The sequence below is a fragment of the Hymenobacter algoricola genome, from assembly GCF_039539525.1.
Classification (GTDB): domain Bacteria; phylum Bacteroidota; class Bacteroidia; order Cytophagales; family Hymenobacteraceae; genus Hymenobacter; species Hymenobacter algoricola.
In genome coordinates, this window is sequence record NZ_BAABDH010000021.1 from 1 (window position 1) to 22,037 (window position 22,037).

General features: G+C 65.6%; 23 protein-coding genes. 5 read left to right on the forward strand and 18 right to left on the reverse strand.

Annotated features, from left to right (window positions below):
- Positions 1 to 162 precede the first annotated feature (162 nt).
- The gene (locus ABD842_RS06580) at positions 163 to 399 is read right to left on the reverse strand and encodes a Kazal-type serine protease inhibitor family protein (RefSeq protein ID WP_345111746.1); all 237 of its coding nucleotides are present in this window, start codon (positions 397 to 399) and stop codon (positions 163 to 165) included.
- Positions 400 to 873: 474 nt separating this feature from the next.
- On the opposite strand from ABD842_RS06580, the gene ABD842_RS06585 reads away from it, so the two are divergent.
- Entirely contained in the window at positions 874 to 2,415 is a 1,542-nt protein-coding gene (locus tag ABD842_RS06585) for an RCC1 domain-containing protein (protein ID WP_345111749.1), read from the forward strand.
- Between the two features lie 38 nt (positions 2,416 to 2,453).
- Here ABD842_RS06585 and ABD842_RS06590 read toward each other — a convergent pair whose 3' ends face one another.
- The 11 genes from ABD842_RS06590 to ABD842_RS06640 all read right to left on the reverse strand — a co-directional run bounded on the left by ABD842_RS06590 (position 2,454) and on the right by ABD842_RS06640 (position 12,220).
- Complete coding sequence (locus tag ABD842_RS06590; protein ID WP_345111752.1) at positions 2,454 to 2,978, reverse strand: GNAT family N-acetyltransferase; 525 nt, start codon at positions 2,976 to 2,978, stop codon at positions 2,454 to 2,456.
- 173 nt (positions 2,979 to 3,151) lie between these two features.
- Positions 3,152 to 4,273 carry a 23S rRNA pseudouridine(2604) synthase RluF gene (gene rluF, locus ABD842_RS06595; protein ID WP_345111755.1) on the reverse strand — a complete coding sequence of 374 codons (1,122 nt, stop codon included), beginning with the start codon at positions 4,271 to 4,273 and terminating at the stop codon, positions 3,152 to 3,154.
- A 311-nt stretch (positions 4,274 to 4,584) separates the two neighbouring features.
- The gene (locus ABD842_RS06600; protein WP_345111758.1) at positions 4,585 to 4,980 is read right to left on the reverse strand and encodes a hypothetical protein; all 396 of its coding nucleotides are present in this window, start codon (positions 4,978 to 4,980) and stop codon (positions 4,585 to 4,587) included.
- A 52-nt stretch (positions 4,981 to 5,032) separates the two neighbouring features.
- The gene (locus ABD842_RS06605) at positions 5,033 to 5,521 is read right to left on the reverse strand and encodes a hypothetical protein (RefSeq protein ID WP_345111761.1); all 489 of its coding nucleotides are present in this window, start codon (positions 5,519 to 5,521) and stop codon (positions 5,033 to 5,035) included.
- A gap of 179 nt (positions 5,522 to 5,700) precedes the next feature.
- Positions 5,701 to 6,759 carry a proline iminopeptidase-family hydrolase gene (locus tag ABD842_RS06610; RefSeq protein WP_345111764.1) on the reverse strand — a complete coding sequence of 353 codons (1,059 nt, stop codon included), beginning with the start codon at positions 6,757 to 6,759 and terminating at the stop codon, positions 5,701 to 5,703.
- 75 nt (positions 6,760 to 6,834) lie between these two features.
- Complete coding sequence (locus tag ABD842_RS06615; RefSeq protein ID WP_345111767.1) at positions 6,835 to 8,292, reverse strand: MBL fold metallo-hydrolase; 1,458 nt, start codon at positions 8,290 to 8,292, stop codon at positions 6,835 to 6,837.
- Between the two features lie 50 nt (positions 8,293 to 8,342).
- Entirely contained in the window at positions 8,343 to 9,410 is a 1,068-nt protein-coding gene (locus ABD842_RS06620) for a serine hydrolase domain-containing protein (RefSeq protein ID WP_345111770.1), read from the reverse strand.
- 135 nt (positions 9,411 to 9,545) lie between these two features.
- A complete protein-coding gene (locus ABD842_RS06625; protein ID WP_345111773.1) occupies positions 9,546 to 10,280 on the reverse strand; it encodes a YebC/PmpR family DNA-binding transcriptional regulator in 735 nt (244 codons plus the stop codon).
- A gap of 108 nt (positions 10,281 to 10,388) precedes the next feature.
- On the reverse strand, positions 10,389 to 11,252 hold the full coding sequence (locus ABD842_RS06630) for an SDR family NAD(P)-dependent oxidoreductase (RefSeq protein ID WP_345111776.1): 864 nt from the start codon (positions 11,250 to 11,252) through the stop codon (positions 10,389 to 10,391).
- Positions 11,253 to 11,326: 74 nt separating this feature from the next.
- Positions 11,327 to 11,728 (reverse strand): hypothetical protein, encoded by a 402-nt coding sequence (locus ABD842_RS06635; protein ID WP_345111779.1) that lies wholly within the window; start codon positions 11,726 to 11,728, stop codon positions 11,327 to 11,329.
- Positions 11,729 to 11,752: 24 nt separating this feature from the next.
- Positions 11,753 to 12,220 (reverse strand): hypothetical protein, encoded by a 468-nt coding sequence (locus tag ABD842_RS06640; RefSeq protein WP_345111782.1) that lies wholly within the window; start codon positions 12,218 to 12,220, stop codon positions 11,753 to 11,755.
- 77 nt (positions 12,221 to 12,297) lie between these two features.
- Here ABD842_RS06640 and ABD842_RS06645 point away from each other — a divergent pair, with 77 nt between their 5' ends.
- The 3 genes from ABD842_RS06645 (at position 12,298) to ABD842_RS06655 (ending at position 15,147) form a co-directional block, all read left to right on the forward strand.
- Positions 12,298 to 13,218: an arginase family protein gene (locus ABD842_RS06645; protein WP_345111784.1), complete on the forward strand. Its 921-nt coding sequence runs from the start codon at positions 12,298 to 12,300 to the stop codon at positions 13,216 to 13,218.
- Positions 13,219 to 13,385: 167 nt separating this feature from the next.
- Positions 13,386 to 14,189, forward strand: a complete 804-nt coding sequence (locus ABD842_RS06650; protein ID WP_345111786.1) for a DUF4097 family beta strand repeat-containing protein — start codon at positions 13,386 to 13,388, stop codon at positions 14,187 to 14,189.
- Positions 14,190 to 14,343: 154 nt separating this feature from the next.
- Entirely contained in the window at positions 14,344 to 15,147 is an 804-nt protein-coding gene (locus ABD842_RS06655; protein WP_345111788.1) for a DUF4097 family beta strand repeat-containing protein, read from the forward strand.
- 166 nt (positions 15,148 to 15,313) lie between these two features.
- Here the strand turns inward: ABD842_RS06655 and ABD842_RS06660 are convergent, their stop codons facing one another.
- The 4 genes from ABD842_RS06660 to ABD842_RS06675 all read right to left on the reverse strand — a co-directional run bounded on the left by ABD842_RS06660 (position 15,314) and on the right by ABD842_RS06675 (position 18,748).
- The gene (locus ABD842_RS06660) at positions 15,314 to 16,303 is read right to left on the reverse strand and encodes an MBL fold metallo-hydrolase (protein WP_345111791.1); all 990 of its coding nucleotides are present in this window, start codon (positions 16,301 to 16,303) and stop codon (positions 15,314 to 15,316) included.
- Positions 16,304 to 16,363: 60 nt separating this feature from the next.
- On the reverse strand, positions 16,364 to 17,740 hold the full coding sequence (locus ABD842_RS06665; RefSeq protein ID WP_345111793.1) for a serine hydrolase: 1,377 nt from the start codon (positions 17,738 to 17,740) through the stop codon (positions 16,364 to 16,366).
- A 96-nt stretch (positions 17,741 to 17,836) separates the two neighbouring features.
- Entirely contained in the window at positions 17,837 to 18,067 is a 231-nt protein-coding gene (locus ABD842_RS06670) for a helix-turn-helix domain-containing protein (protein WP_345111795.1), read from the reverse strand.
- A 3-nt stretch (positions 18,068 to 18,070) separates the two neighbouring features.
- Positions 18,071 to 18,748 carry a DUF2975 domain-containing protein gene (locus ABD842_RS06675; RefSeq protein WP_345111798.1) on the reverse strand — a complete coding sequence of 226 codons (678 nt, stop codon included), beginning with the start codon at positions 18,746 to 18,748 and terminating at the stop codon, positions 18,071 to 18,073.
- A gap of 308 nt (positions 18,749 to 19,056) precedes the next feature.
- Between ABD842_RS06675 and hutU the strand changes: the two genes are divergently transcribed.
- Positions 19,057 to 20,859, forward strand: coding sequence for a urocanate hydratase (gene hutU, locus ABD842_RS06680; RefSeq protein WP_345111799.1), 1,803 nt, complete (start codon positions 19,057 to 19,059; stop codon positions 20,857 to 20,859).
- 193 nt (positions 20,860 to 21,052) lie between these two features.
- Here the strand turns inward: hutU and ABD842_RS06685 are convergent, their stop codons facing one another.
- Positions 21,053 to 21,628, reverse strand: a complete 576-nt coding sequence (locus ABD842_RS06685; RefSeq protein ID WP_345111801.1) for an IS630 family transposase — start codon at positions 21,626 to 21,628, stop codon at positions 21,053 to 21,055.
- A gap of 4 nt (positions 21,629 to 21,632) precedes the next feature.
- On the reverse strand, positions 21,633 to 21,989 hold the full coding sequence (locus ABD842_RS06690; RefSeq protein WP_345111803.1) for a hypothetical protein: 357 nt from the start codon (positions 21,987 to 21,989) through the stop codon (positions 21,633 to 21,635).
- Positions 21,990 to 22,037 lie beyond the last annotated feature (48 nt).

Genomic DNA, 22,037 nt, shown 5'->3' on the forward strand with positions numbered 1-22,037 from the left:
AGGGCAAACTGTAGTCGCGCTGACTACGCCGCGCACGCGGCTCAAACTCGGTTTTCATGACACCTTTTGGAAAAGCTGTCAACATATTTCCGGACCCGACAATGAAGCCAAAAAGGCCCGCATCATTGCTGACGCGGGCCTTTTTGCCGGAGCGGGGGCCGGCTAGATGTCGCCGCCGCAGGCGCCGCGGGTATACGTTTTTACCCCGGCTTTACGGGCGTAGCAGCCATTCGGATACGTGACGCCGTTGCTGCACACCGGGTCGTACACATCCGGGCAATACGTGTCGTCGACGCGGACGTTGGTGCTGGTCCGGGTGTTGATTGCCGTCGGAGTGGGCGTTTCCTTGGCGCAGGCCCCGGTCAGGAGCAGAAGGGAGAAGAGGAACAGCGGTTTCATAGCGCAGAAAGGGGTTGAGGTGAAAGGATACGCCAATAGTAGCCGTTTCCGATACCCCGGGCCAGGCCACAGTGCCTCAATTTGTGACATTGCGCGGTACGACCCTGGGGGCGGCTACGTCCTCCGTCCTGGCCGCCGGGACCTGCGCCGGGGCGCCGGTTTTGGCAACCTGTACTATCGTCGCACAGGTGGACTGCCCAGCGGGCGGTCCGGCCGTCTTGCTTTTGCCCGGTAGCCGAGCCCGGAACTCCGGCCCGGCGGCCGGGCATTGCCGCGCATCCCGCCGCCCGGGCTGCACCCCAGGGCGGTCCGCCCGGTTGTGGCACAGAGGCCAATACAGTAGCCGGCGACGCGGCACCAACAGCAGCTGCAACTCCAACATAGCCACATATATATGTGTTGACAGAGGTGGCGTTATGCGGTAATTTTACAAAATAATATTTCTTAAGTGCCAACTCTTTCTTCCTCCCGGCTATGAAACAGCTCTTCGCCACTCCCGCTTTTTTCGCCACTGCCAACCCCAACCACGGCCGCCCGGCACGGCTGGCCGGCGGGGTACTCCGGATTCTGTTGTCGGCACTGCTGCTCCTGCTGCTCCTGCCCGACCTGTGGGCCCAGACCTCGCTCTACACCCAGATAACGCTGGGCTCCAACCACGCGGCGGCCCTGCGTGCCGATGGCACCCTCTGGGCCTGGGGCTACAACGGCAACAGCCAGCTCGGCAACGGGACCACCACCGGCCGCACCATGCCGGCCCAGGTAGCGGCCCCGATTGCCGCCCTGCCCGGTACCCGCTGGAGCGGCGTCACGTCGGGCTCCAGCCACATGCTGGCGTTGCGCACCGATGGGACCCTCTGGGGCTGGGGCTACAATACCTACAGTCAGCTCGGCGACGGCACCATCACCACCCGCGTTAGTCCGGTGCTCATACCGGTACCGGCGGCGGCGGCGGCCGGCACTACCTGGACGCAGGTCTCGTCCCGGGAGTATCATACGCTGGCGCTGCGCTCCGACGGCTCGCTCTGGGCCTGGGGCTACAACGTCTACGGCCAGCTCGGCGACAACACCACCACCACCCGCCCGCTGGCAGTAGCCGTAACCACGCCGGCCGGCGCGGCCGCCGGCACCACCTGGACGCAGATTACCACGGGCCGGGCCCACTCCCTGGCCCTGCGCTCCGACGGCTCGCTCTGGGCCTGGGGCTACAACAACTACGGCGCCCTGGGCGACGGCAGCACCACCACGCGGGCGGTGCCCACCGCCGTCCCCACGCCCGCCGGGGCCGCCGCCGGCACGCGCTGGACCAGCATCAGCGGCGGCGACGACTTTTCGCTGGCGCTGCGCTCCGACGGGACGCTCTGGGCCTGGGGCTACAATGCCTTCGGGCAGCTCGGTGATGCTTCCACTACGCTCAGCCGGGTGCCCATTGCCGTTATCACGCCCGGGACCGTGGGGGCGGGAACCCGCTGGACCCAGGTGGCGGCCGGGACCAACCATGCCTCCGCCCTGCGCTCCGACGGCTCGCTCTGGGCCTGGGGCTACAACAACTACGGGCAGCTCGGCGACAATACCACCGCTAACCGCTCGACGCCGGTGCGCGAAACCAGCAACAACACCTGGAGCATGCTCACCGCCGACCAGAACAACACCCTGGCCGTGCAGACGGGCACGGGCCTGATCTTCGGCACCGGCTACAACGGCTACGGCCAGCTGGGCACCGGCAGCACCAACAATACGCTGGTGTTCGTTGCCAGCGGTGCCCCCGTGCTGTCTGCCCGCGCCGCGGCTACGGCGCCGTCGCTGACGGTGTATCCGAACCCGGCCCACGGGCGCTGTCAGCTGCCGGTGCTGCCGGCGGCTACCCGGTTGCGGCTTGTCGACTGCCAGGGCCGCGTGGTACGCACGCAGGCGGCAGCCCGGGTGCTCCCGCTGGAAGGGCTGGCGGCGGGGCTTTACCTGCTGACCGTGCAGGCCCCGGGGCTGGCGCCCAGCACTGCCCGCCTGATGGTGGAATAGCATCTGCCCTCACCCGGGCCGCCCCGAGCCGGAGGGACTTAGTGAGGCCGCTGCCGCTGGTACCAGTGGTGGGGCAGGCCTGCCAGATCAAAGGTCTCGATGAAGCCCAGCCCTACTTTCTGCAGTACCTGATTGGAGGCCAGGTTGCGCACGTCGGCAATGCCGCAGATCAGCGGCAGCCGTAGGGTGTCGAAGCCGTACTGCACCGAGGCCCGGGCCGTTTCGGTGGCGTAGCCCCGGCCCCAGTAGCGGCGGATAAAGCGGTAGCCCAGGTCGTAGTAGCGGGTGTGGCCGTTGGTGGGTCCGGGCGCCAGTTTCAGGCCCGACCAGCCCACGAACGCGCCGGTCTGCTTCTCTACCACGGCCCAGCGCCCGATGCCGTTGTCCACGTACTGCCGGCGCACGAAGGCAATCAGCTCCCGGCTCTGCCCGATGGTCTGCACGGTTTTGTTGCCCAGGTAGCGATGCACCTCGGGGTCGGCGTCCAGCTCGAACATGCCCGCGTCGTCGGAGGGCAGCAGCTCGCGCAGGATCAGGCGCTCGGTTTCGACGAAGATCTGCATGGCTATAAAACACGGTATAGAAACGGCCTGCTGAGCCTTGGCGAAGCCTCTCTAGGGCAGTGGTAATGAGAATTACTTTGGCGGTAGAGCGGCTTCGGCTGGGCTCAGCAGGACGATTACTTTGGCAGCGTCAATTCCTGGGATGCTCCCTGGCGCCCAACGGGGCCTTTTGCCTACCGGCTGCCGCCGCGGCGGCCGGCGTTGCCTTTGGGACTGCGGTTCAGGGTTTTGGCGGCGGGCTTGAACTTGCCGCCGGCTACGCTGGGCCGGGCGGCCTTGGCGGCGGCTTTCTTGGTGGGCTTCTCGTCGAAGAAGAAGTCCGGGTCGGGGGCTGATTTAGCTTTAGGCTTGGCTTTGCCGGCCGGCTTGGCCTTAGCTGCCGGCTTGCCCGGGGCGGCTTTGCGGGCGGCGGGCTTGGCCGTGCCGGCGGGCTTGGGCGCGCGCGCGGCCCGAGGCGGGCGGGCGGGCTGCTGCTCCTCGAAGACGCCTTCCTCGGCCGTACGGGGCTTCACGTCCCAGCCGAGCTGCTTGACCACCGGGGCGCGGCGCTTGGGCAGGGAGGCTTCCTTGGTACCCGACGAGTTTTTGGTCATCTCCATGATGCCGGCCAGCTCCTTTTCGGTCAGCTCCCGCCAGTCGCCCACGCCGATGCCCTTCAGGGTGATGTTCATCACCCGGATGCGCTCGAGCTGCACCACTTCGTAGCCGAAAGCCTCGCACATCTTGCGGATCTGCCGGTTCATGCCCTGGATCAGGGTGATGCGGAAGATGTAGTTGGTTTCCTTCTTCACCTCGCACTTCTGGGTCATGATGCCCATGATGGACACGCCGCCGCGCATGCCCTCAATGAAGTCGTCCTTGATGGGCTTGTCGACCATCACGATGTACTCCTTCTCGTGCTTGTTGCCGGCGCGCAGAATCTTGTTGACGATGTCGCCGTCGGAGGTCAGCAGAATCAGGCCCTGGGAGTCCTTGTCGAGGCGGCCGATGGGGAAGATCCGCTCACTGTGCTTGATGTAGCGGATGATGTTGTCCTTGACGCTGGTTTCGGTGGTGCTGGTGATGCCCGGGGGCTTGTTGAAGGCAATGTAGATGGCGTCTTCGGGGGCCCGGGGCTCGATGTGGGCACCGTTGACGATGACGCGGTCCTTGCTACTCACCTGGTCGCCGATCTTGGCGCGCTTGCCGTTCACGAATACGTTGCCCTCGGCAATGAACTTGTCAGCCTCGCGGCGGGAGCAGACGCCGCTTTCGCTGATGTACTTGTTGAGGCGGGTGGATTCGGAACTGGGCATAGGGCAGGCGGCAAAAAAGTGGTAAAGAGCCGCAAGGTACGCAGAGTAAACCTCTCCCCCGACCCCCGCTCCTTGGGGAGAGGGGGAGCCAGCCGGGTTGAGTCAGGAAGTGTTCTGCTTCGGTCGGGACGGGTTCTGCTTCAGTCAGAAGGTATTTTGCATTGGTCGGAACGTGTTTTTAAGCCCCAGCGGGGCAGCATATCAGTAGATCATAGGGATTTTTAGGCGGAAAAGCCCCAGCGGGGCGACACCATCGTTGAACGATTGTGCCGCCCTGCTGGGGCTTAAATCAGCGGGGTAAGGGCCTTTTTCTACCAATATGGCGCCCCGCCGGGGCTGTGGCCCGGCTTGCTGGCGGCTTCCTGCGCGTCGAGGTACTCGCGGATGGCCTGGCGCAGGGCCATGGGCAGCTCGGTGGGCTGGGCGGCGGTCAGGTGGTGGGCCGGGCTGCCGTCGTGGGGGGCGTAGGTGGCGCGGTGGGCGGTGAAGCGCAGGCTACCCTGCCCGAACTCCCGCGCCTGCTCGGGCTCCCCGGCCTGCATGGAGACGAACTCCTGCGCCTGCAGCGCCTGAGTGGCCTTGTCGAACCAGAGCCAGTGGTAGAGGCGGCCGGGGGCCTGCTCGCCGGGCAGGTCGAGGCACTTGATTTCGAGCAGGATGGCGGCTTCGCTTTCGAAGTAGAACAGGGGGCGGTAGGGCAGGGGCACGGGGGCGTACGGAAGTTGAGGGCGCAATACTACCATTGCCCGGCCGAAGTGCTTACTGCTGGTGAATGCCGCCATCCCAGGCGATGCGGAAGGTGTCGGTTTTGCGGCGGCCCCCGACCTCGTGCTCAATCCGCAGCGCGGGGTTCTTTTTATCTGAATTCCAGCCCTTGAACCGGGCCTCGTAAAACGGCCCGATGCGGAATCCTTTGCACTCGTAGGGAAGGTCGTCGGTGTTCAGGGCGATGTAGACGTAGTGGGAGCAGTTGCAGTACTCACGGGCTGTATCGGTGGGGCCGTTGCAGATGCGGAACGCTTTGATGGGGTAATAATCAGCCTGAAACGTGGTGGTTGAATCGAGCAGGCTGAGCACCTCGGGCAGCTCGGCGTCGGTGGCGGTAATTACGGGTTGCTGGTACAGCCTGGGTGCGGCAGCTACCGGCGGTGCCGCGGTGGGCGGAGAGGGGGCCGCCGCTGCCGGGGGAGGGGGAACGTCGGCCAGCCGGGCGGTGAGCACGACGAGGCTGTCATTTTTACGCGCCACAAGCTGCTGTAGGTCGGCAATAGCAAGCTACTGGGTATCGGGGCCTGAGTGGCAGCCGGCGCACAGTAGTAGCAGCAGGAAGTAGCATCTGTTCATGGCGGATAAGTAAAAGCTGTTTCGAACGTCGAAAAAAAGGTCATGCTGCGGCTGCGCTCAGCATGACAAGCCCCGCGTCTGGATTACAGCTTCACTTCCTGCTCCCCCTTGTCCACGCCCAGAATCCACCGGCGCAAGCCGGCCATGTAGGTCAGTTGGTCGTCGTACATGCTCATGTGGCTGCCCTGGGGGCAGATCAGGGCGGTGCCGTGCTGCACCTTAGCGGCCACCAGGCGCATGTGGGCGGGGTCCATCGTGTCGTGGTTGCCGCCGATGCTGAGCACGGGCACCGCGAGCTGGGCCAGGTCGGGCACGCGGTTCCAGCGCAGCAGCTTGCCGGAGGCCCCGAACTCGCTGGGGCCCTGCATGGTCACGTAGAGCGACTGGTTGGTTTTGCCCAGGGCGCGGGTCATGGGCTCGGGCAGCCGGGGCAGGCGGCAGAGGTGCTCATTGTAGAAGTTGGCCTCCAGCAGCTGCATGTAGCGCGGGTTCTGAAAGTCCTTTTGGGCCTCAATCCGGCGGATTTCGGCCAGCACGGCGGGCTTCAGTTGCGGGGCCAGCACCTGGTCGGCGTACTGGTTATAGGCCGGAATGCTCATCATCATGTTGGAGATGACGAGGCCCTTGAGGTGCTGCTGGTATTTGAAGGCGTACTCGGCGGCCAGGATGCCGCCCCAGCTGTGGCCCAGCAGGTAGAAGTTGTCTTTGTCCAGCTTCAGGGCCTGGCGCACCTGCTCGACCTCCTCCACGTAGCGCGGCAGGCTCCACAGGGCCGTGTCGCGGGGGTTGTCGGAGTTGCCGCAGCCGAGCTGGTCGTAGTAGATAAACTCGATGCCGTCCTGGGGCAGGAAGCTTTCCAGACACTCAAAGTACTCGTGGGTGGCGCCGGGGCCGCCGTTGAGCAGCAGTACTTTGATGCGCGGGTTGTGGCCGAAGCGCTTGGTCCAGACGTTGAAGGTGCCCTTGGGCGTGGTGATGGGAATGATCTGCACGCCGCCGGTCTGTACCGCGCCGGAGTCGGCAGGCTGGAAGTAGGCCGCCGGGATGGTGGCGGCCGCCGGATCAGGCTTGGCCGGCTGGGAGCAGGAAATCAAGCCGGCAAGCAACAGGCCAACGGCGGGGAGGCGGGAAAAGATGGGCATGGGAGCAGAAAACGCGTGGGAAGGCTAAACCTACCACTAATCCGGCCCGGCGCCAAAAGCCCGCCGCCCGCCCCGCTACTTCACCTGCATCGACTGCTCCAGCTCGCGGAAGGGAATGGTGGTTTTGACCCCGTAGTCCTGCACCGGCCACGACTGCACGATGGTGTCGACGGCCAGCTTGCGGTCCTGGATGGCCTGGTAGAGGCCGGCCTGCCGGGGGCTGGCTTTCTTCACGTCGCCCTTCTGCGCTATCCACACCAGGTCGTCTTCAAAGAGCAGCTTCTCGGTGGGGAAATAGTAGATCAGGTAGTCGTTGGTGTGCTGCGACTGGGCGCCGATAACGTGAATCTGCATCTCGAAGCCGCCCTCGGCAATGGTCCTGGTGTCCGTCACGACTTCGGTTTTCAGCGGCCGGGGCTGCCGCTGCAGGCTGTCGGGCTCGAGCGTGTGCGGGGCGGCGGCCAAGTACTGCACGTAGGGCACGTCGGCGGCCGTGGTCAGGACGGTGGCGCCGCGGTGCACGAAGGGCCGCATACCGCCCAGGTAGTGCGGGTGGTAGTGGCCGGCCACGAAGTAGCGGATGGGCTTGGTGGGCGCAAGCTTGCGGGCCTCCCGGATGATAAGCTCCCCGTTCGCGCTGTTGAGCGGCGCTTCGGCCACCAGCAGAAACGTGTCGAACTCCACCACCAGCACCTTGTCGTCGGTGTGGGCCAGGCCCAGAAAGTGCAGGTGGGCCCCGCGGTGCTCCACGCTCACCTGGGGCGGAGCCGCCGTTTTCGGCGTCAGCCGGTAGTCGGCGGGCGGGGTGAGCAGGCTGGGCGCGGCCGGCACCAGCGCCGCCGCCGTGATGGTGACCTTGTCGGTCAGCTTGCCGTTGATTTTGTCGATGGTGATGGTGCGCGGGTAAGCCAGCTTGCCCACCGTGGCGTAGTCCTGGTAGGTGTAGGTGGTCAGCACGTCGCCGAATAGCTCGTCATGACGCAGGGCCGTGACTTTGCTCAGGCGGTTGTCGGTGGTGCGGATAAAGAGGCGGACGACGGTGCCGTTGAGCCGGGCCTGGTACACGACCAGCGCCCGGCTGCTTTCCGGCGCGGGCTTCACTTTCTGGTCGACAAAGTACTGAATGAGTGTGGCCGGGGCGTAGCGGGCCGCCTGCAGGGGCTGCTCCCGGAAGGCTTCCGGGGTTACCGGCGTCAGCTTTTCGTCGCCGTAGTCCTGAAAGAGCAGGGTGGCGGGCGTGAGCTGGGTGAGGGAGAAGTACGTCTTGGGGCCCTGCCGCAGCGTGTCCGACTTGAGGAAGCCGTCGGCCCGGCTCCACACCTGGCCCGCGCCCGTGTAGTTGGTGGCCTGCCAGGGCTGGAAGCTGTGTTCGAGCTGGGCCAGGGTTTCGCGGTAGCGCAGCGCCACGTAGCTGGCTTGCAGGGGCTGGGCTTGCTGCGCCCAGCAGGCGCGCAGGTTGTCGGGGCCCTTGGCCTGGGCGGGCAGCCGTCCAAGGACGAGTAGGGTGAGCAGGAGTAACGAGCTTGTTTTCATAAAGGCGGATTAGCAGGAAATAGTGGGGACCTAACGCGGCGGCCCGGGGTTTATTTCTCTTCCGCCAGCCACTGCATGGCGTAGTAGTGGCCCGGACCCATAAACAGCGCCAGCACGTCGTCGATCATTTTCAGCCCGTTGGCGCTGTTGGTCAGCAAGACCAGACTTTCGCCGGTTTTCGGTAAAGCTATAAAAAAGCCCCGAAAGTCGCCGTTGTCGCCCCAGTGCCAGAGGGCCGGACCGTGGCTGGTATCAGCCAGCCCCACCCCGCAGGCCCAGGCAATGCGGGCGTCGGTGGGCGTGGCCGGCTGCCCGCAGCGGTTGGCTGCGCTGGCTGCGGTGGTCAGCAGCCGGGCGGCGGCGGGCCGCAGGCCCCGGCCACTGAGCAGGGCCTGCGTAAAGCGGTGGTAGTCGGCGGCCGTCGTGAGCAGGCTGAAGCCGCCGTTGGGCTCGGCAAAGCGCTTGATTTCGGTGGGCTTCCCGGCCTGGTCGTGGCCGTAGGCGGCATCAGCCGCAAAGCGCTGCTGCCAGACAAAGCTGCTGCCGCTCATCCGCAGCGGCCCGAACACTTGCTGCCCCACCAGCGCCTCCAGCGACTGGCCGGTGATGTGCTCCAGGGTGCGCTGCAGGAACACGTAGCCTTCTCCGGAGTAGCTCCAGCAGCTGTCGGGGGCATAGGTCAAGGGCAGCACCGACGTTTTCCAGGCCGGACTCAGCGGGTAGGCCGCCCAGTTGGGCAGGCCCGCGGTGTGGGTCAGCACCTGGCGGGCCGTAATCCGGTCGGCCCCGGGCTGGCCCAGCAGGCGGGGGTAGGAGTAGTAGGTGAGCAGCGGCTTATCCAGGCTCAGCCGGCCCTGATCGACGAGGCGCAGGGCGGTGTAGGCCAGTACCACCTTGCCCAGGGACGCGGCCTGAAACGTGGTTTTAGCTGTTACGGGCTGGCCGGTGCCGGCCTGGCGCTGCCCGAGGCTATAGGCTTGGGCCTGCCCGTTCTTGGCGTAGATCAGCTGCAGGCCGGTGACGTGGTGCTTGTTGAGCAGGGCCGTCAGCTCGGCCTGCTGGGCCCGGGCGGTCAGCCCGTGGAACAGGAGCAGGGCGGTAGTGAAGAGGATTTTCATATAGCAGGTCGGGTAAAATAGCGGCGCGTATACCGGCAAGATGGAGGAAGTCAGCGGCGGGTTGCCCCGGCCCAAAACCAGACGCGGGCCGCCCCGAATGGAGCGGCCCGCGTGTTGTGTAGCGAACAGGTCAACCTAGCCCAGCGTGTGGTACACGGCCTGCACGTCATCGTCCTCCTCGAACTTCTCAATCAGGCTCATCACCTCCTCCAGCTGCTCGCCGTCGAGGCTGACGGTGGTGTTGGGCACGCGTTGCAGCTGGGCCGATACCACGTTGAGGTGCTTTTCCTCCAGCGCCCGTTGCATCTGCCCGAAGTCGGTGAAGGCCGTTTCCACCACGATGAAGTCCTTCACGGCGCCGTGCTCGTCTTCTTCCTGGTCGGCGTACACGTCCTCGGCCCCGGCGTCGATCAGCTCCAGCTCCAGCTCATCGAGGGTCAGGCCCTCGGCGGCGAGGCGGAACACGCCCTTGCGGGTGAAGGTGTAGTCGCTGGAGCCGGCCGTGCCCAGGGCGCCGTTGCCGCGGTTGAAGTACATGCGCACGTTGGCCACGGTGCGGGTCGGGTTGTCGGTAGCCGTTTCGATGACGACGGCCACGCCGTGGGGGGCATAGCCTTCGTACACCACTTCCTGGTAGTCTTTTTCCTCCTTGCTGTGGGCGCGCTTGATGGCCGATTCCACCCGGTCCTTGGGCATGTTCACGCCCTTGGCGTTCTGCATGGCCGTGCGCAGGCGGGAGTTGGTGTCCGGGTTGGGGCCGTTTTCCTTCACGGCCATCACGATTTCGCGGCCGATACGGGTGAAGTCTTTCGACATCTTGTCCCAGCGCTTCATTTTGCGGCCTTTACGGAATTCAAATGCTCTTCCCATGCGTCGTGTAGTGCTTAGTTATTGGTGCTTCTTGGCTGGTTTCGGGGCGGTGGGGGCCGAAAGGGCTGCAAGTTAGCAGAAAGCCCGGCCGGGCGCAACGCGCCGCCGCTAGCGGCGCGGCGGCAGCAGCCCAAGCCCGCGGCCCATCAGCTGATCGAGCCAGCGGGCGGGCAGCAGCCGGGGAATAAGCGAGGTGCGCAGCCAGTTGGGCACAATGGTGTAGCGCACCCGGGGCCGGGGCGTTTCCATAATCTGCACCAGCCGCCCGGCCACGTACTCCGGCGTCAGGCCCTGGGCGCGGGTTTTGTTGATGAAGCGGATAAAGCGCTGGGCCGGGCCGTAGTAGGGCGTGGTGCGGTACGGCTCCAGGTCGATGCCCTTGTCCCAGATGGGCGTCTGCGTGACGCCCAGCCCGATGAGCACCATAGGCACTCCGAACAGCAGCAGCTCCCGCCGCCAGGTGGCCGTGAGGCCCTCCAGCGCGAACTTGGTGCCCACGTACGCCCCCATAAACGGTGCGGCCACCTGCCCGCTCACCGAGCCGATGGTGATGACCCGGCCGGGCTGCCCCCGGAAGTCGGGCCGGGCGCCGAGCAGGGGCAGAAAGGCCTGGGTGACCTGCACCAGCCCCAGCACGTTCACCTCGAAATGCTGCCGCACCACCTCAATAGGCTGATGCTGGAGCGGTCCGCCGAAAGCCACGCCGGCATTGTTGATCAGGCCCCGCAGCGGCTCGTCGCCGAGTACGGCCTGGACCTGGGCTACGGCCCGGGCAATGGCGGCGGCATCCGTCACGTCGAACTGCAAAGGCACGAAGCCGGCGCCCAGCTCCGCCTGCAGGCGGGCCGCGTCGGCGGCGTGGCGGACGGAGCCGAACACGCGGTAGCCGCGGCTCAGAAAGGCCCGGGCCGCGGCCAGGCCCACGCCGCTCGAAACGCCGGTAATCAACAGGGAGGGGGAAGAAGCTGCCATAGGCCGCAAGCTAGCCGGATTCCGCAAGATCCCAGCCCCGTACTACGCCCCGGGCGAGCTGGTCCGCTTCCGCCTCAAACCCGGCGGGAGCGTCGAAGGTGGGCCACTCGGTTCCCCAACCAGGTAGTCAGCAGCGCCAGCCACAAGGGCAGCAGCAGAAGCGCCGCCACACCGGGATGCCGCAGCAGCTCCCGCACAAACAGGAGGAAGCCGGCTGGTTGGGGCTTGAGCAAATAGACGACCATGAGCCCCCCCAGCTGGCTGATTAATCCGCCCAGCAGCAGGCGGCCGGCTGCCGCGCCCGGCCAGAGCCACTCTCCAATGGGCCGGCTCAGGGCTAGGAGCGGAGGCAGCAGCAGCAAAATCAGGAGGTAGGCGACCAGCAGGCCCGGACCGGCCCGCAAGCCCAGCCCGATGCCGAGCGTGAAAACCAGCGTGCTGCCCGTCACACACAGGATGGTTTCGAAGCGCTTCATTGTCGGTCGCCGGTCCTCCAAGGCTTACTGCGCCCGCAGGGTGTAGATGCCCTGGTTGCCGGCCGGATACCCGATAAGGGTGAGCGTGAGCAGCCCCACGGCCGGCTGCAGCCGAAACGTGCCCTGATCCACGCGGGGCTGGCCTTTGCTGTCGGTGTAGGAGAAGGTAACCTGCTGGCCGGTGAAGGTGAAGCGGCCGTCCTGGTCGAAGCGCAGGGTGCCGCCGTTGCCCTGCAGGGTCAGCCGCTTCTGGTAGGTGCCGTCGGGATGCAGGCTGAGCGTGCCGCCCACGCCCCGGGCCGCAATGGGCGCTGCTTTTGTTTCGCGGTCCACGATGGCGTAGGTGAGGTAGCCGTAGGTGGTGAAAAACGAAGCCGCGGGGCCCGGGATTTTAGCCGGTTTAGCCGCGGCCACCGCCGTTTTTTGGGCCCGGGCGGGCGGGTTGATGAGCAGCAGGCCGCAAAGGAAGAAGAGCAGGCAGAAGGTACGCATGGTGCAAGGTAGGTATTGCCGCGCCGGCTGCCCGGGCCGCGGTGGGGTGGTTGGCCCGGGCAAGCTACATTCGTGCCATGCCAACCTTTCTGCGTGAACTCATCCGCCCCGCCGCCGCGCTGCCCCAGGCCGACGTCTGCCTCGTGGGCCTGCCCCTCGACTTTGGAACCGTCCTGGAAGGCGGCCGCGCCGGGGCCCGCCACGCCCCCGACGCCATCCGCCGGGAGCTGCGCCGCTACCACAAAACCTACAACCTGGAGCACGACGTGAGCCTCGACACGCTACGGATTGCCGACGCCGGCAGCCTCGACCTGAGCCACCCCGACCACGCCACCAACCACGCCACCATCCGCCGTCGCCTCGGCGAGCTGCTGCGCCAGTACCCGCGGGTAGTTGTGCTCGGTGGCAGCCACGACGGCACCTACAGTACCGTGCGCGGCCTGTCCGACGCCACCGGGGGGCAGGCCGTGGGCGGCATCAACCTCGACGCCCACGCCGACGTGAAGGACCGGCCCGAGCTGATCAGCAGCGGCACGCCCTTCGGCAAGCTGCTGCGCGAAGGCGTGCTGGCCGGGCCGCGCTTCACCGAAATCGGGCTCCATTCCAACCTCAACACGAAGGAGGATATTGACTTTCTGCACCGGCAGCAGGCTACCATCGTGCCGCTGGCCCACGTGCAGAACGACGGCCTGCCGCTCTACCAGACCCGGGCCCTGCAGCGGGCTACGGCCGCCGGTCCGGCCTTCGTGAGCTTCGATATCGACGGCTGCGCCGAAGCCTATGCGCCCGCCGTATCGGCGCCCAGCGCCGATGGCTTCACGCCCCGGCAGGCCACCGAAGCCGCATTTCTGGCCGGGCTGAACCCGCTGGTGCGCCTGTTCGAGGTGGTGGAGCTAAACCCGGTTTTCGACCGCGACAACCAGACGGCGCGGCTGGCGGCCACCATCATCACGGCCTTCCTGACCGGCGTAGCCAAAGCTTCACTCCGCCCTGAGTAGTGGCAAACGTGGTTTCCTGCGCCTGAACCCAGCGGGCTGCGGGCCGCCGATGAGGGTTTTCGGCCGCGGCCGCAACTATCTACGAAGTATTTCGTGGTTAAGGCAACGGTTCGTTTCCGGGCTGCATCTGTTGGGCTGACTCGTCTCACCTTTCTGCTTCGCCCACCATGAAAAACCTCGTTACCGCTTGCCTGCTCGGCCTGACCACGCTGTCGGCCGCGGCCCAGACCGCCCCCGTGTTTTCCTCCACCTGCGACGACCGTTCCCGCACCAGCGGCAACACGAGCAAGACCTACTGCGAAATCCGCGACCTGACCCTGGCCAGCCCCGGCAGCCAGACGCTGACCATCGACGGCGGCGCCAACGGGGGCATCACGGTCAAAGGCTGGGACGGCAGCGACGTGCGGGTGCGGGCCAACGTAACCAGCTGGGGCCAAACCGAGGCGGCGGCCAGCCAGCAGGCCCGCAGCATCAGCATTGCCACCACCGGCAACACCCTGCGCGCCGCCGGCCCCGACCAGAGCGGGCCGGGCTGGGCCGTGAGCTACGAAGTGTTTGTGCCCCGCCGCACCGCCCTGGCCCTGACCACCATCAACGGCGGCATCAGCCTGAGCAACCTCGATTCCCGCGTCCGGTTTGAGGCCGTCAACGGCGGCGTTTCGCTCACCGGCGTGAGCGGCCAGATCAAGGGCCATACCACCAACGGCGGGCTGAGCATCAGGCTCACCGGCACCAAGTGGGAAGGCGAGGGCCTCGACGTGGAAACCACCAACGGCGGCATCACCTGGGAGCTGCCCAAAAACTACTCCGCCAAGCTGTTTACGAGCACCAACATGGGCTCCATTGCCGCCAACCTGCCCGTGACCAAATCCGGCTTCACCCACAAGGAAATTGCCACCAGCCTGGGGCAGGGCGGCGCCTCCGTCCGGGCCGTAACCACCAACGGCGGCATCAGAGTGAAGCAGGAGTAGCCCTCAGCCGTACCGGCCAAAAAGAAGCCCGCCCGGCGGCGCAAAGCCCGGCGGGCTTCTTTTTGGCTCCGGGGCAACTATTACGCGGCAGTTGCGCTTGTGGGCAGCAGGGCCGCGCTACCTTGCGGCCGTTCTGTTTTCTGCCCCGCCGCTTATGAAAATTCCGTTTCTGGCCCTGCTGCTGAGCCTGGCCGCCTGCTCCGTCCGGGCCCAGTCGGCCCCCGCCTTCACCATTCAGTGCGGCGACGGCACCTTCACCAGCAGCAGCAGCAAGCGCTACTGCGAAACCCGCGACAAAACCCTGCCCGCGCCCGCCGGCCAGGGCATCACCATTGACGGCCGCGCCAACGGGGGCATCACGGTGAAAGGCTGGGATGGCCCCGACGTGCGGGTGCGGGCTAAAATCCTGGCCTGGGGCAAAACCGACGAGGAGGCCCGCAAGCTGGGCAAGAGCATCACCATCAAAGCCCAGGACTACACCCTGCGCGCCGAAAGTACCGCCGATGGCGAGCTGGGCTGGGCCGTGAGCTATGAGGTATTTGTGCCCCGCAAGATGGCTCTGACCCTGCGCACGCTCAACGGCGGCATCAACCTGAGCGAGCTGCAGGGGCCCGTCACCTTCGAGGCCGCCAACGGCGCCGTGATTCTGACCAACGTGGGCGGCAGCATCAAGGGCCGCACGCTCAACGGCGGGGTGCGCATCAAGCTGGCCGGGCCAAAGTGGGTGGGTGAGGGTCTCGACGTGGCCACCACCAACGGCAGCATCACCTGGGACCTGCCCAAAGCTTACTCGGCCAAAGTGTACGCCGCCACCACCGTGGGGAGCATCAGCGCCGGTAAGCTGTCCGTCACCAGATCCGAAACCCTGCAGAAAGTGGTAGCCGCCACCCTGGGCCAGGGCGGGCCCCTGCTCAAAGCCGTAACCGTGAAGGGCGACGTGAAGCTGACCCAGCTGTAAGGCCGCGGCAACTCGCCAGTCGGCCCGGGCGCAGGGAATCTTCTTCCGCCGATGACCTGGGAAGTTCCTTTCAACCAAAAATCCCCTTGCCACGGGGCGGCAAGGGGATTTTTTGAGTCAGTAAAGCCCGTTGAAAGCTAGGACGCGGGTGCTGCGCACGGCTGGCTTACTCCGGCGCTTTGCCCGTGCGCGGATTGCGGGGCGTGTCGGGCGTGGGGCGCGGGTACCGGTTCTGCTGGTGCTTCTTCTGCTTTTTGACCAGCAGCGTGACGCCGACCAGCGCCGCCACGCCCGCGGCGGCCAGGGCCAGCTTGCCCGGCAGGGTGTCTTGGGCCGCCGCGGGCACCGAAACCACGCCGTTGGCGTCGAAGCGGGCGGGTTCGGAAACATAACGGCCGTGCTTGGGCATGGGGAAGTTGTCGGCTAGGTGCTGGAGCTGAGCCGTGAACTTAGGACCCTGCACGGCCGGGCCGTGGCCGCAGCCAATGGCGTCCGGCCGCAGCGCGGCCAGCTGCTGCACCGAGCTGCGCACCTGCTCCCAGTCGTAGTTGAAGGGCGCGCCGGCCACGTTGATTTCGGGCACTTTCAGCAGCAGCTTGGGCACCGACTCGTGGTTAGTGGTAGCAAAGGCATCACCGCCCAGCAGAGTGCGGTCCGACTCGCGGAACAAAGCCAGCTGCCCGGGCGCGTGGCCGGGCGTGTGCAGCCAGCGCCAGTCGGGCAGGTAGGGTACGGCGTCCGAGTCGGTCGGTAGCTTCTGCACCAAGTCGGAATACTGGAACGACTGGGGCGGGAAAAACCGGGCCACGAAGGCCAGGGAGCCGCCGCCGTCCACGGTGGGGTCGGCGGGTGGATACACGGCTTTGGCGGTCAGAAACGGCATTTCCAGCGGGTGCGCCAGCACCGGCACCTTCCAGTGCTCGGCCAGGGCCCGCACCGAGCCGCAGTGGTCCATGTGGCCGTGGGTGAGGATGATGGCTTCGGGGTGGGTGCCGGGGTAGAACAGCGCGTCGGCGGCGGCAATGATGGCCTTTTCCGAGCCCGGCAGGCCCGTATCGACCAGCACCCACTCGCCGGACTGCCCGGTTTCGACGAAATATAGATTGACAAACCGCTGGATGGTGAGCTGATGGACGCCCTTGGCAACTTGTTTCATAGCTTCGAAAGGATTGGTTGGAGCCAGTCAGTACGCACAACTGCCGCGCCGGGGTGCACCTTATTCCACTTTCGCGCCCGGCGAGTGCTGGCCGCCCTGGTGCAGGATTACTTTCTCCACCGTGCCGCCGGTGTTTTTCACGAATTCCAGCTCGGCCTGAATGGAAGCCACCGTGAAGCGGTCCGGGGCCGTGGGCACCAGCGGGAAGCGCGGCTGGCCGGTGGCCTGGGCGAACAGTTGGCCATTTTCCGTGGTCACGGTCAGGACAAACGTGGGAGCCAATGCATATTTGCCCGTGTACGTGCTGAGCGTGGTGGCATTCACGGCAATGGCCTTGGGCGCGGCCGGCGCGGCTTTCGGGCCCGTGGCGGGGCGGCCGTAGAGCACGCGCATCAGATCCATCGTCATATCCTCCACGTGCGCGCCGCCTTCATTATCGAGCAGCACTACCAGGTTGCGGTCCTGCGGGGCGCGCATCAGGTTGGCGCCGAAGCCGTTGACGCGGCCGTTGTGCCAGAGCAGGCTCACCGTATCCTTGTCCATCACGCCTTTACTGGTAATCCAGGCGTAGCCGTAGCCGTTCTTCACCGGCCTGAACATCGTCGCCTTACCCGCTTCCGACAGCAGCTGAGTGGTGTAGAGCGCCTGGTCCCACTTGTAGAGGTCCTGCACGGTGGAGTAGAGCGCGCCGGCCGCGTAGGGTACGCCCATATCGATATAGGGGATGTTGGCGTACTCCTGCCCGTTGCGGTCATAGCCGGCGGCGCGCCGGGGCAGCACGGTGCCGGGCAGGTCGTAGCCAGTGTCCTGCATGCGCAGGGGCTGCAGAATCTGCTCGCTCAGCACCTGGGCGTAGGGCTTGCCGGTTACCTTTTCGATGATGGTGCCCAGCAGGAAGTAGCCCGAGTTGGAGTAGTGGTAGGAGGCGCCGGGCGCAAACTCCAGCGGCAGCGAAGCAAAGCTGCTTACAAAGGCCGTCGGCGTGGTGGGCTGAATGCTGGCCGCTTTAAAGGTGGGCTGGGCCGTGTAGTTCGGGATGCCGGCGGTGTGTGTGAGCAGGTGGTGCAGCGTGATTCGGTCGCCGCCGGGCTTGGGGTAGTCGGGCAGGTAGGTGCTGATGGGGGCGTCGAGCTTCAGCTGGCCTTTTTCCACCAGCTGCATCACCAGCATGGCCGTGAACTGCTTGGTCAGGGAGCCAATGCGGAACCTGGTATCGGCGGCGTTGGGCTGGCTCCACTCGCGGTTGGCCAGGCCGTAGCCCTTGCTGAACACCACTTTGCCATGCTCGGCCACCAGCACGGTGCCGTTGAACTGCCCGGCCTTGACATACTGGCCAATCACGGCATCAAACGGCTTGGTCTTGTTCTGGGCCTGGGTCGTGCAGGAGAGGGTGAGCAGACTCAGCAGGAGAAGGGAGGAAGAAAGGCGCGGTAGCATGATGGTAGGATAAAAAAGGTGGAAAAAATGGGCATGAAGAAGCCGGCTGCCGGTTTTCGGCAGAGGGTAAGCATATCCGCAAAGCAGGGGCAAGGGCTAGCCGGACGGCGGCGACGGGCTGTCGTCGGGCACGTATTCGAGCAGGTCGCCGGGCTGGCACTGCAGGGCCTGGCAGATGGCTTCGAGGGTAGTAAAGCGAATGGCCTTGGCCTTGTCGCTTTTCAGAATGGACAGGTTGGCCAGGGTGATGTCCACGGCGGCGGCCAGGGCGCTGAGCGACATTTTGCGCCGCGCCAGCATCACATCAAGTCGGACGATGATTGCCATGATTCAGACGGTTAGTTCAGCTTCCTCCGTCAGTTCCACGCCCCGCTCGTAGCCGGCCGCGATGATAACCAGCATCAGGCCGATCAGCCAGTTGGCCACCAACGACGAGCTGAAGTACGTATCGGGCACCAGATCGGCGGCCAGGCTGGGGGCCACCTGGGCCAGATGGTGCCGCATCCACCACGTGGCCGTCAGCTTATACAGGTCGCAGGTGGCGAACAGCAGCCCCAGCCAACGCAGGCGCCGCACGTTGGCCGGGGTGAAGGGCACCCCGGGCCGGATGTCGCGCAGGATCCGGTAGAGCAGGATGCAGAACAGCAGCGTCGCCAGCACGTAGGGCACCGGCTGGGGCTGGGAGTTCATCAGCCGCAGCACGAAGCGCCGGGCCACATTGGGCTCCCGGTACACCAGCCGGCTGGTGGTGCCCAGCCGGACCAATTGTACGGCACCGCCGCGGGCCACCTGCTGCTCGGTAGCCCGCAAGGGCTCAGCATCCCAGTCCATGCTTTTCTGGCGCACGCTCAGTGTAACCACGTCGGTCGGCTGCTTAGGGTCGAATACGGCCAGCAGGAGGTAGTAAGCCAGCGCAATGGAGCCGGCGATGCTCATAAACAGAAATATGTAGCGCAGCGACGTGATTACCCAAGTGGTATATCGTTGTCGGGAGGTCAGTAGGCTCATGGATAGCGGGGCTGGGGTGAACTTTCTACTGCCACAAAGAAATTGAATATTTATTGATAAGCAATAAATAATATCTGTTTTTGGGAAAATAAATATTGCAAAGCACCTGAATGGCCTTTGGCCGGTATTGCAGTGGATAGTCGTGATTTGGCTGCTTCAGGAAGGAGCTGAGTCCGGGGCCGCCCTGGCTGCCGGTGCCGCCGGCAAGGTGGGCAGCCGAATACCTGCTGCGCAGCGCCCCGGGGGCAGTGGGAGGGAAGGGCGAAAAATATAACTTGCTACCCCACTCACCGTCCCGATTCCCACCCATGCCGCACTCTGCCCCCAACACCCCCGAGTTCAATCTTGAAGCCAACAGCCAGTCCGATAAAACTACGTCTGGCACCCCTCCCAAAAGGGGAGGGGCCGGGGGAGGGGCTACCACGCGGCCCATGTTCTACGAGTATAAGCCCGAGGAAACGGTAAAGGCCCAGCACGGCACCACCCTGCGCTGCAAAACCTGGGAGGCCGAGGCGGCCCTGCGGATGCTGGAAAACAACCTCGACCCGGCCGTGAGCCTGGTCTACGACGAGCTGATCGTATACGGCGGCGCCGGCCGCGCGGCCCGCAACTGGAAGGAGTACCAGACCATCGTCAAAACCCTGAAAAACCTGGAGCCCGACGAAACCATGCTGGTGCAGAGTGGCAAGGCCGTGGGCGTGCTGCGCACCTGGGCCCACGCCCCGCGGGTGCTCATTGCCAATTCCAATATCGTTCCCGCCTGGAGCACCCAGGAGTACTTCGATGAGCTCGACAAGCTGGGCCTGATGATGTACGGGCAGATGACGGCCGGCTCCTGGATCTACATTGCCACCCAGGGCATTCTGCAGGGCACCTACGAAACCTTCGCCGCCGTGGCCGACAAGCACTTCGGCGGCACCCTGCGCGGTACCATCACCGTCACGGCCGGACTGGGTGGCATGAGCGGGGCCCAGCCGCTGTCCGTGACTATGAACGACGGCGTCTGCCTGGTCATCGAGCCCATCGACGAGCGGGTGCAGCAGAAGGTGCGCGAGGGTTACCTCGACGCCCAGGCCCGGGACCTCGACCACGCCCTCCAGATCTGCACGCAGTCGAAGGAAGATGGCATCGGCTGGTCGGTGGGCCTGACCGGCAACGCGGCCACCGTGCTGCCCGAGCTGCTGGCCCGGGGCTTCAAGGTGGACATCGTCACCGACCAGACCTCGGCCCACGACCTGATGGACTACCTGCCCGAAGGCGACGTGAGTGAGGTGCTGGCCCTGCGCGCCAATGACCCCGCCGAGTTCAGGTGCCGGGCGCTGGCCTCCATCATGAAGCACTGCCAGGCCATCATCGATCTGCAGACCGCCGGGTCCGTGGCCCTCGACTACGGCAACAACCTGCGCGGGCAGGCCGAGAAGGGCGGCCTGAAGGTGCGCGACGAAAACGGGCAGTTTCTGTATCCCGGCTTCGTGCCCGGCTACATCCGCCCGCTGTTCTGCGAAGGCAAGGGCCCGTTCCGCTGGGCCGCCCTCAGCGGCGACCCCCAGGACATCCTGCGCATCGACCGCGCCCTGCTCGAAACCTTCCCCGACAACAAGATGCTGGCCCGCTGGATCGAAAAGGCCCAGGCCAAAGTCCCCTTCATCGGCCTGCCCGCCCGCGTGTGCTGGCTGGGCTACGGCGAGCGGGAGAAGTTCGGCCTGGTCATCAACGACCTCGTGGCCCGGGGCGAAGTGTCGGCCCCCATCGTCATCGGCCGCGACCACCTCGACTGCGGCTCCGTGGCCTCGCCCAACCGCGAAACCGAAGGCATGAAGGACGGCTCCGACGCCGTGGCCGACTGGCCCCTGCTCAATGCCCTGGCCAACTGCGCCAGCGGCGCCGACTGGGTATCTCTGCACAACGGCGGCGGCGTGGGCATCGGCAACTCCACCCACTCCGGCATGGTGATAGTAGCCACCGGGACCCCCGAAAAAGCCGAGCGCCTCAAGCGGGTATTAACTACTGACCCCGGCATGGGCGTTCTGCGCCACGCCGATGCGGGGTATGAAATAGCCCAGGACGTGGCGCGGGAGCGTGGGGTGCAGATTCCGGGAACGAACGAGTAATTAACTAAGCTGTATAAAATATAGCGGTTTCGTGAACGGTGTACCCGGTCTGACGGCTTTTCGCCGTCGGACCGGTCGTCGCTGGCTGCCGATAAATACATCGGGCCTACAACGACCGGTCGGACGGCGGAAAAAGCCGTCCGACCGGAGCGAATGCAACCGCTACACTGTTCGCGAAACTGCTATAGCGGATTCATGAACGGTGTACGTGATAGCCGCAGTGATTGAACCAGGCCTTGGCACCGTCGCTGCTGATCCAGTCGATGGCGTCCTGCACCGCTTCTTTCAGGGCTTGGTAGGTGCGGGCCTGGGCTTGTCGCAACCGGGTCTTGAGTTTGCTCCAGGCCTGTTCGACGGGCGTAAAGTCGGGCGAATAGGGCGGCAAAAAAAGCAATTCAATGCCGCGCCGCGCCAGCCATTGGCGTACGCCCGAGAGGTGATGCACGGGCAGGTTGTCGAGCACCAACACAGCACCCCGACGCAGTTGCGGGGCCAGCATGCGGACGATATACAGGGCAAAACGGCGGTGGTTGAGCGCGCCTTCCAGCAGCTGCACCCCGTGTAGCCCCCGTACCGACAAGGCGCCGATCAAGGTCAGCGAGCGGCCCCGGCGCAGCGGCACGGCCCCAGCCACGCGCCGACTACCCCGGGCCCGGCCATAGCGACGGCTGTAATCCAGGCGCAGGCCCGTTTCATCGAGACAATGAAAGCGGTGCACGTCGGCCCGGGCCGCTACCGCTTCCACGTGCTGACCGCGTCGCGCGTGCACCCGCTCAGTGTCCCGTTCCGTGGCGTGCAGGCTTTTTTTTGCGCCGCAGCCCGTGCTCGTCGAGTACGCGCCAGAGCACGGGCAAACACACGGGCCGCCCACCGGCCGCCACCCAAGCCGTGCGCAACTCAGCCAGCGTCAGGTCAGGCACTTGCTCGATCCGCGCCACGAGCCAGGCCTGTGCTGTCGCGTCCAGGTAGCGGGCCCGCCCGCCCCGGCCCGGCAGCGCGGCCACCACGCCTGTCTGCCGCTGGCGGCGCAGCAGCTTGCCCACAAAGGCCACGCTCACGCAAAAGCGGGCGGCTACCTGTACCTGCCGGGCCCCCGGCATGGCACACGCCTGCGCGATACGCTGGCGCAAATCCAAAGAATGGGCTTGCATAGCAAGGGCTTACGCAGTTGACAGGAA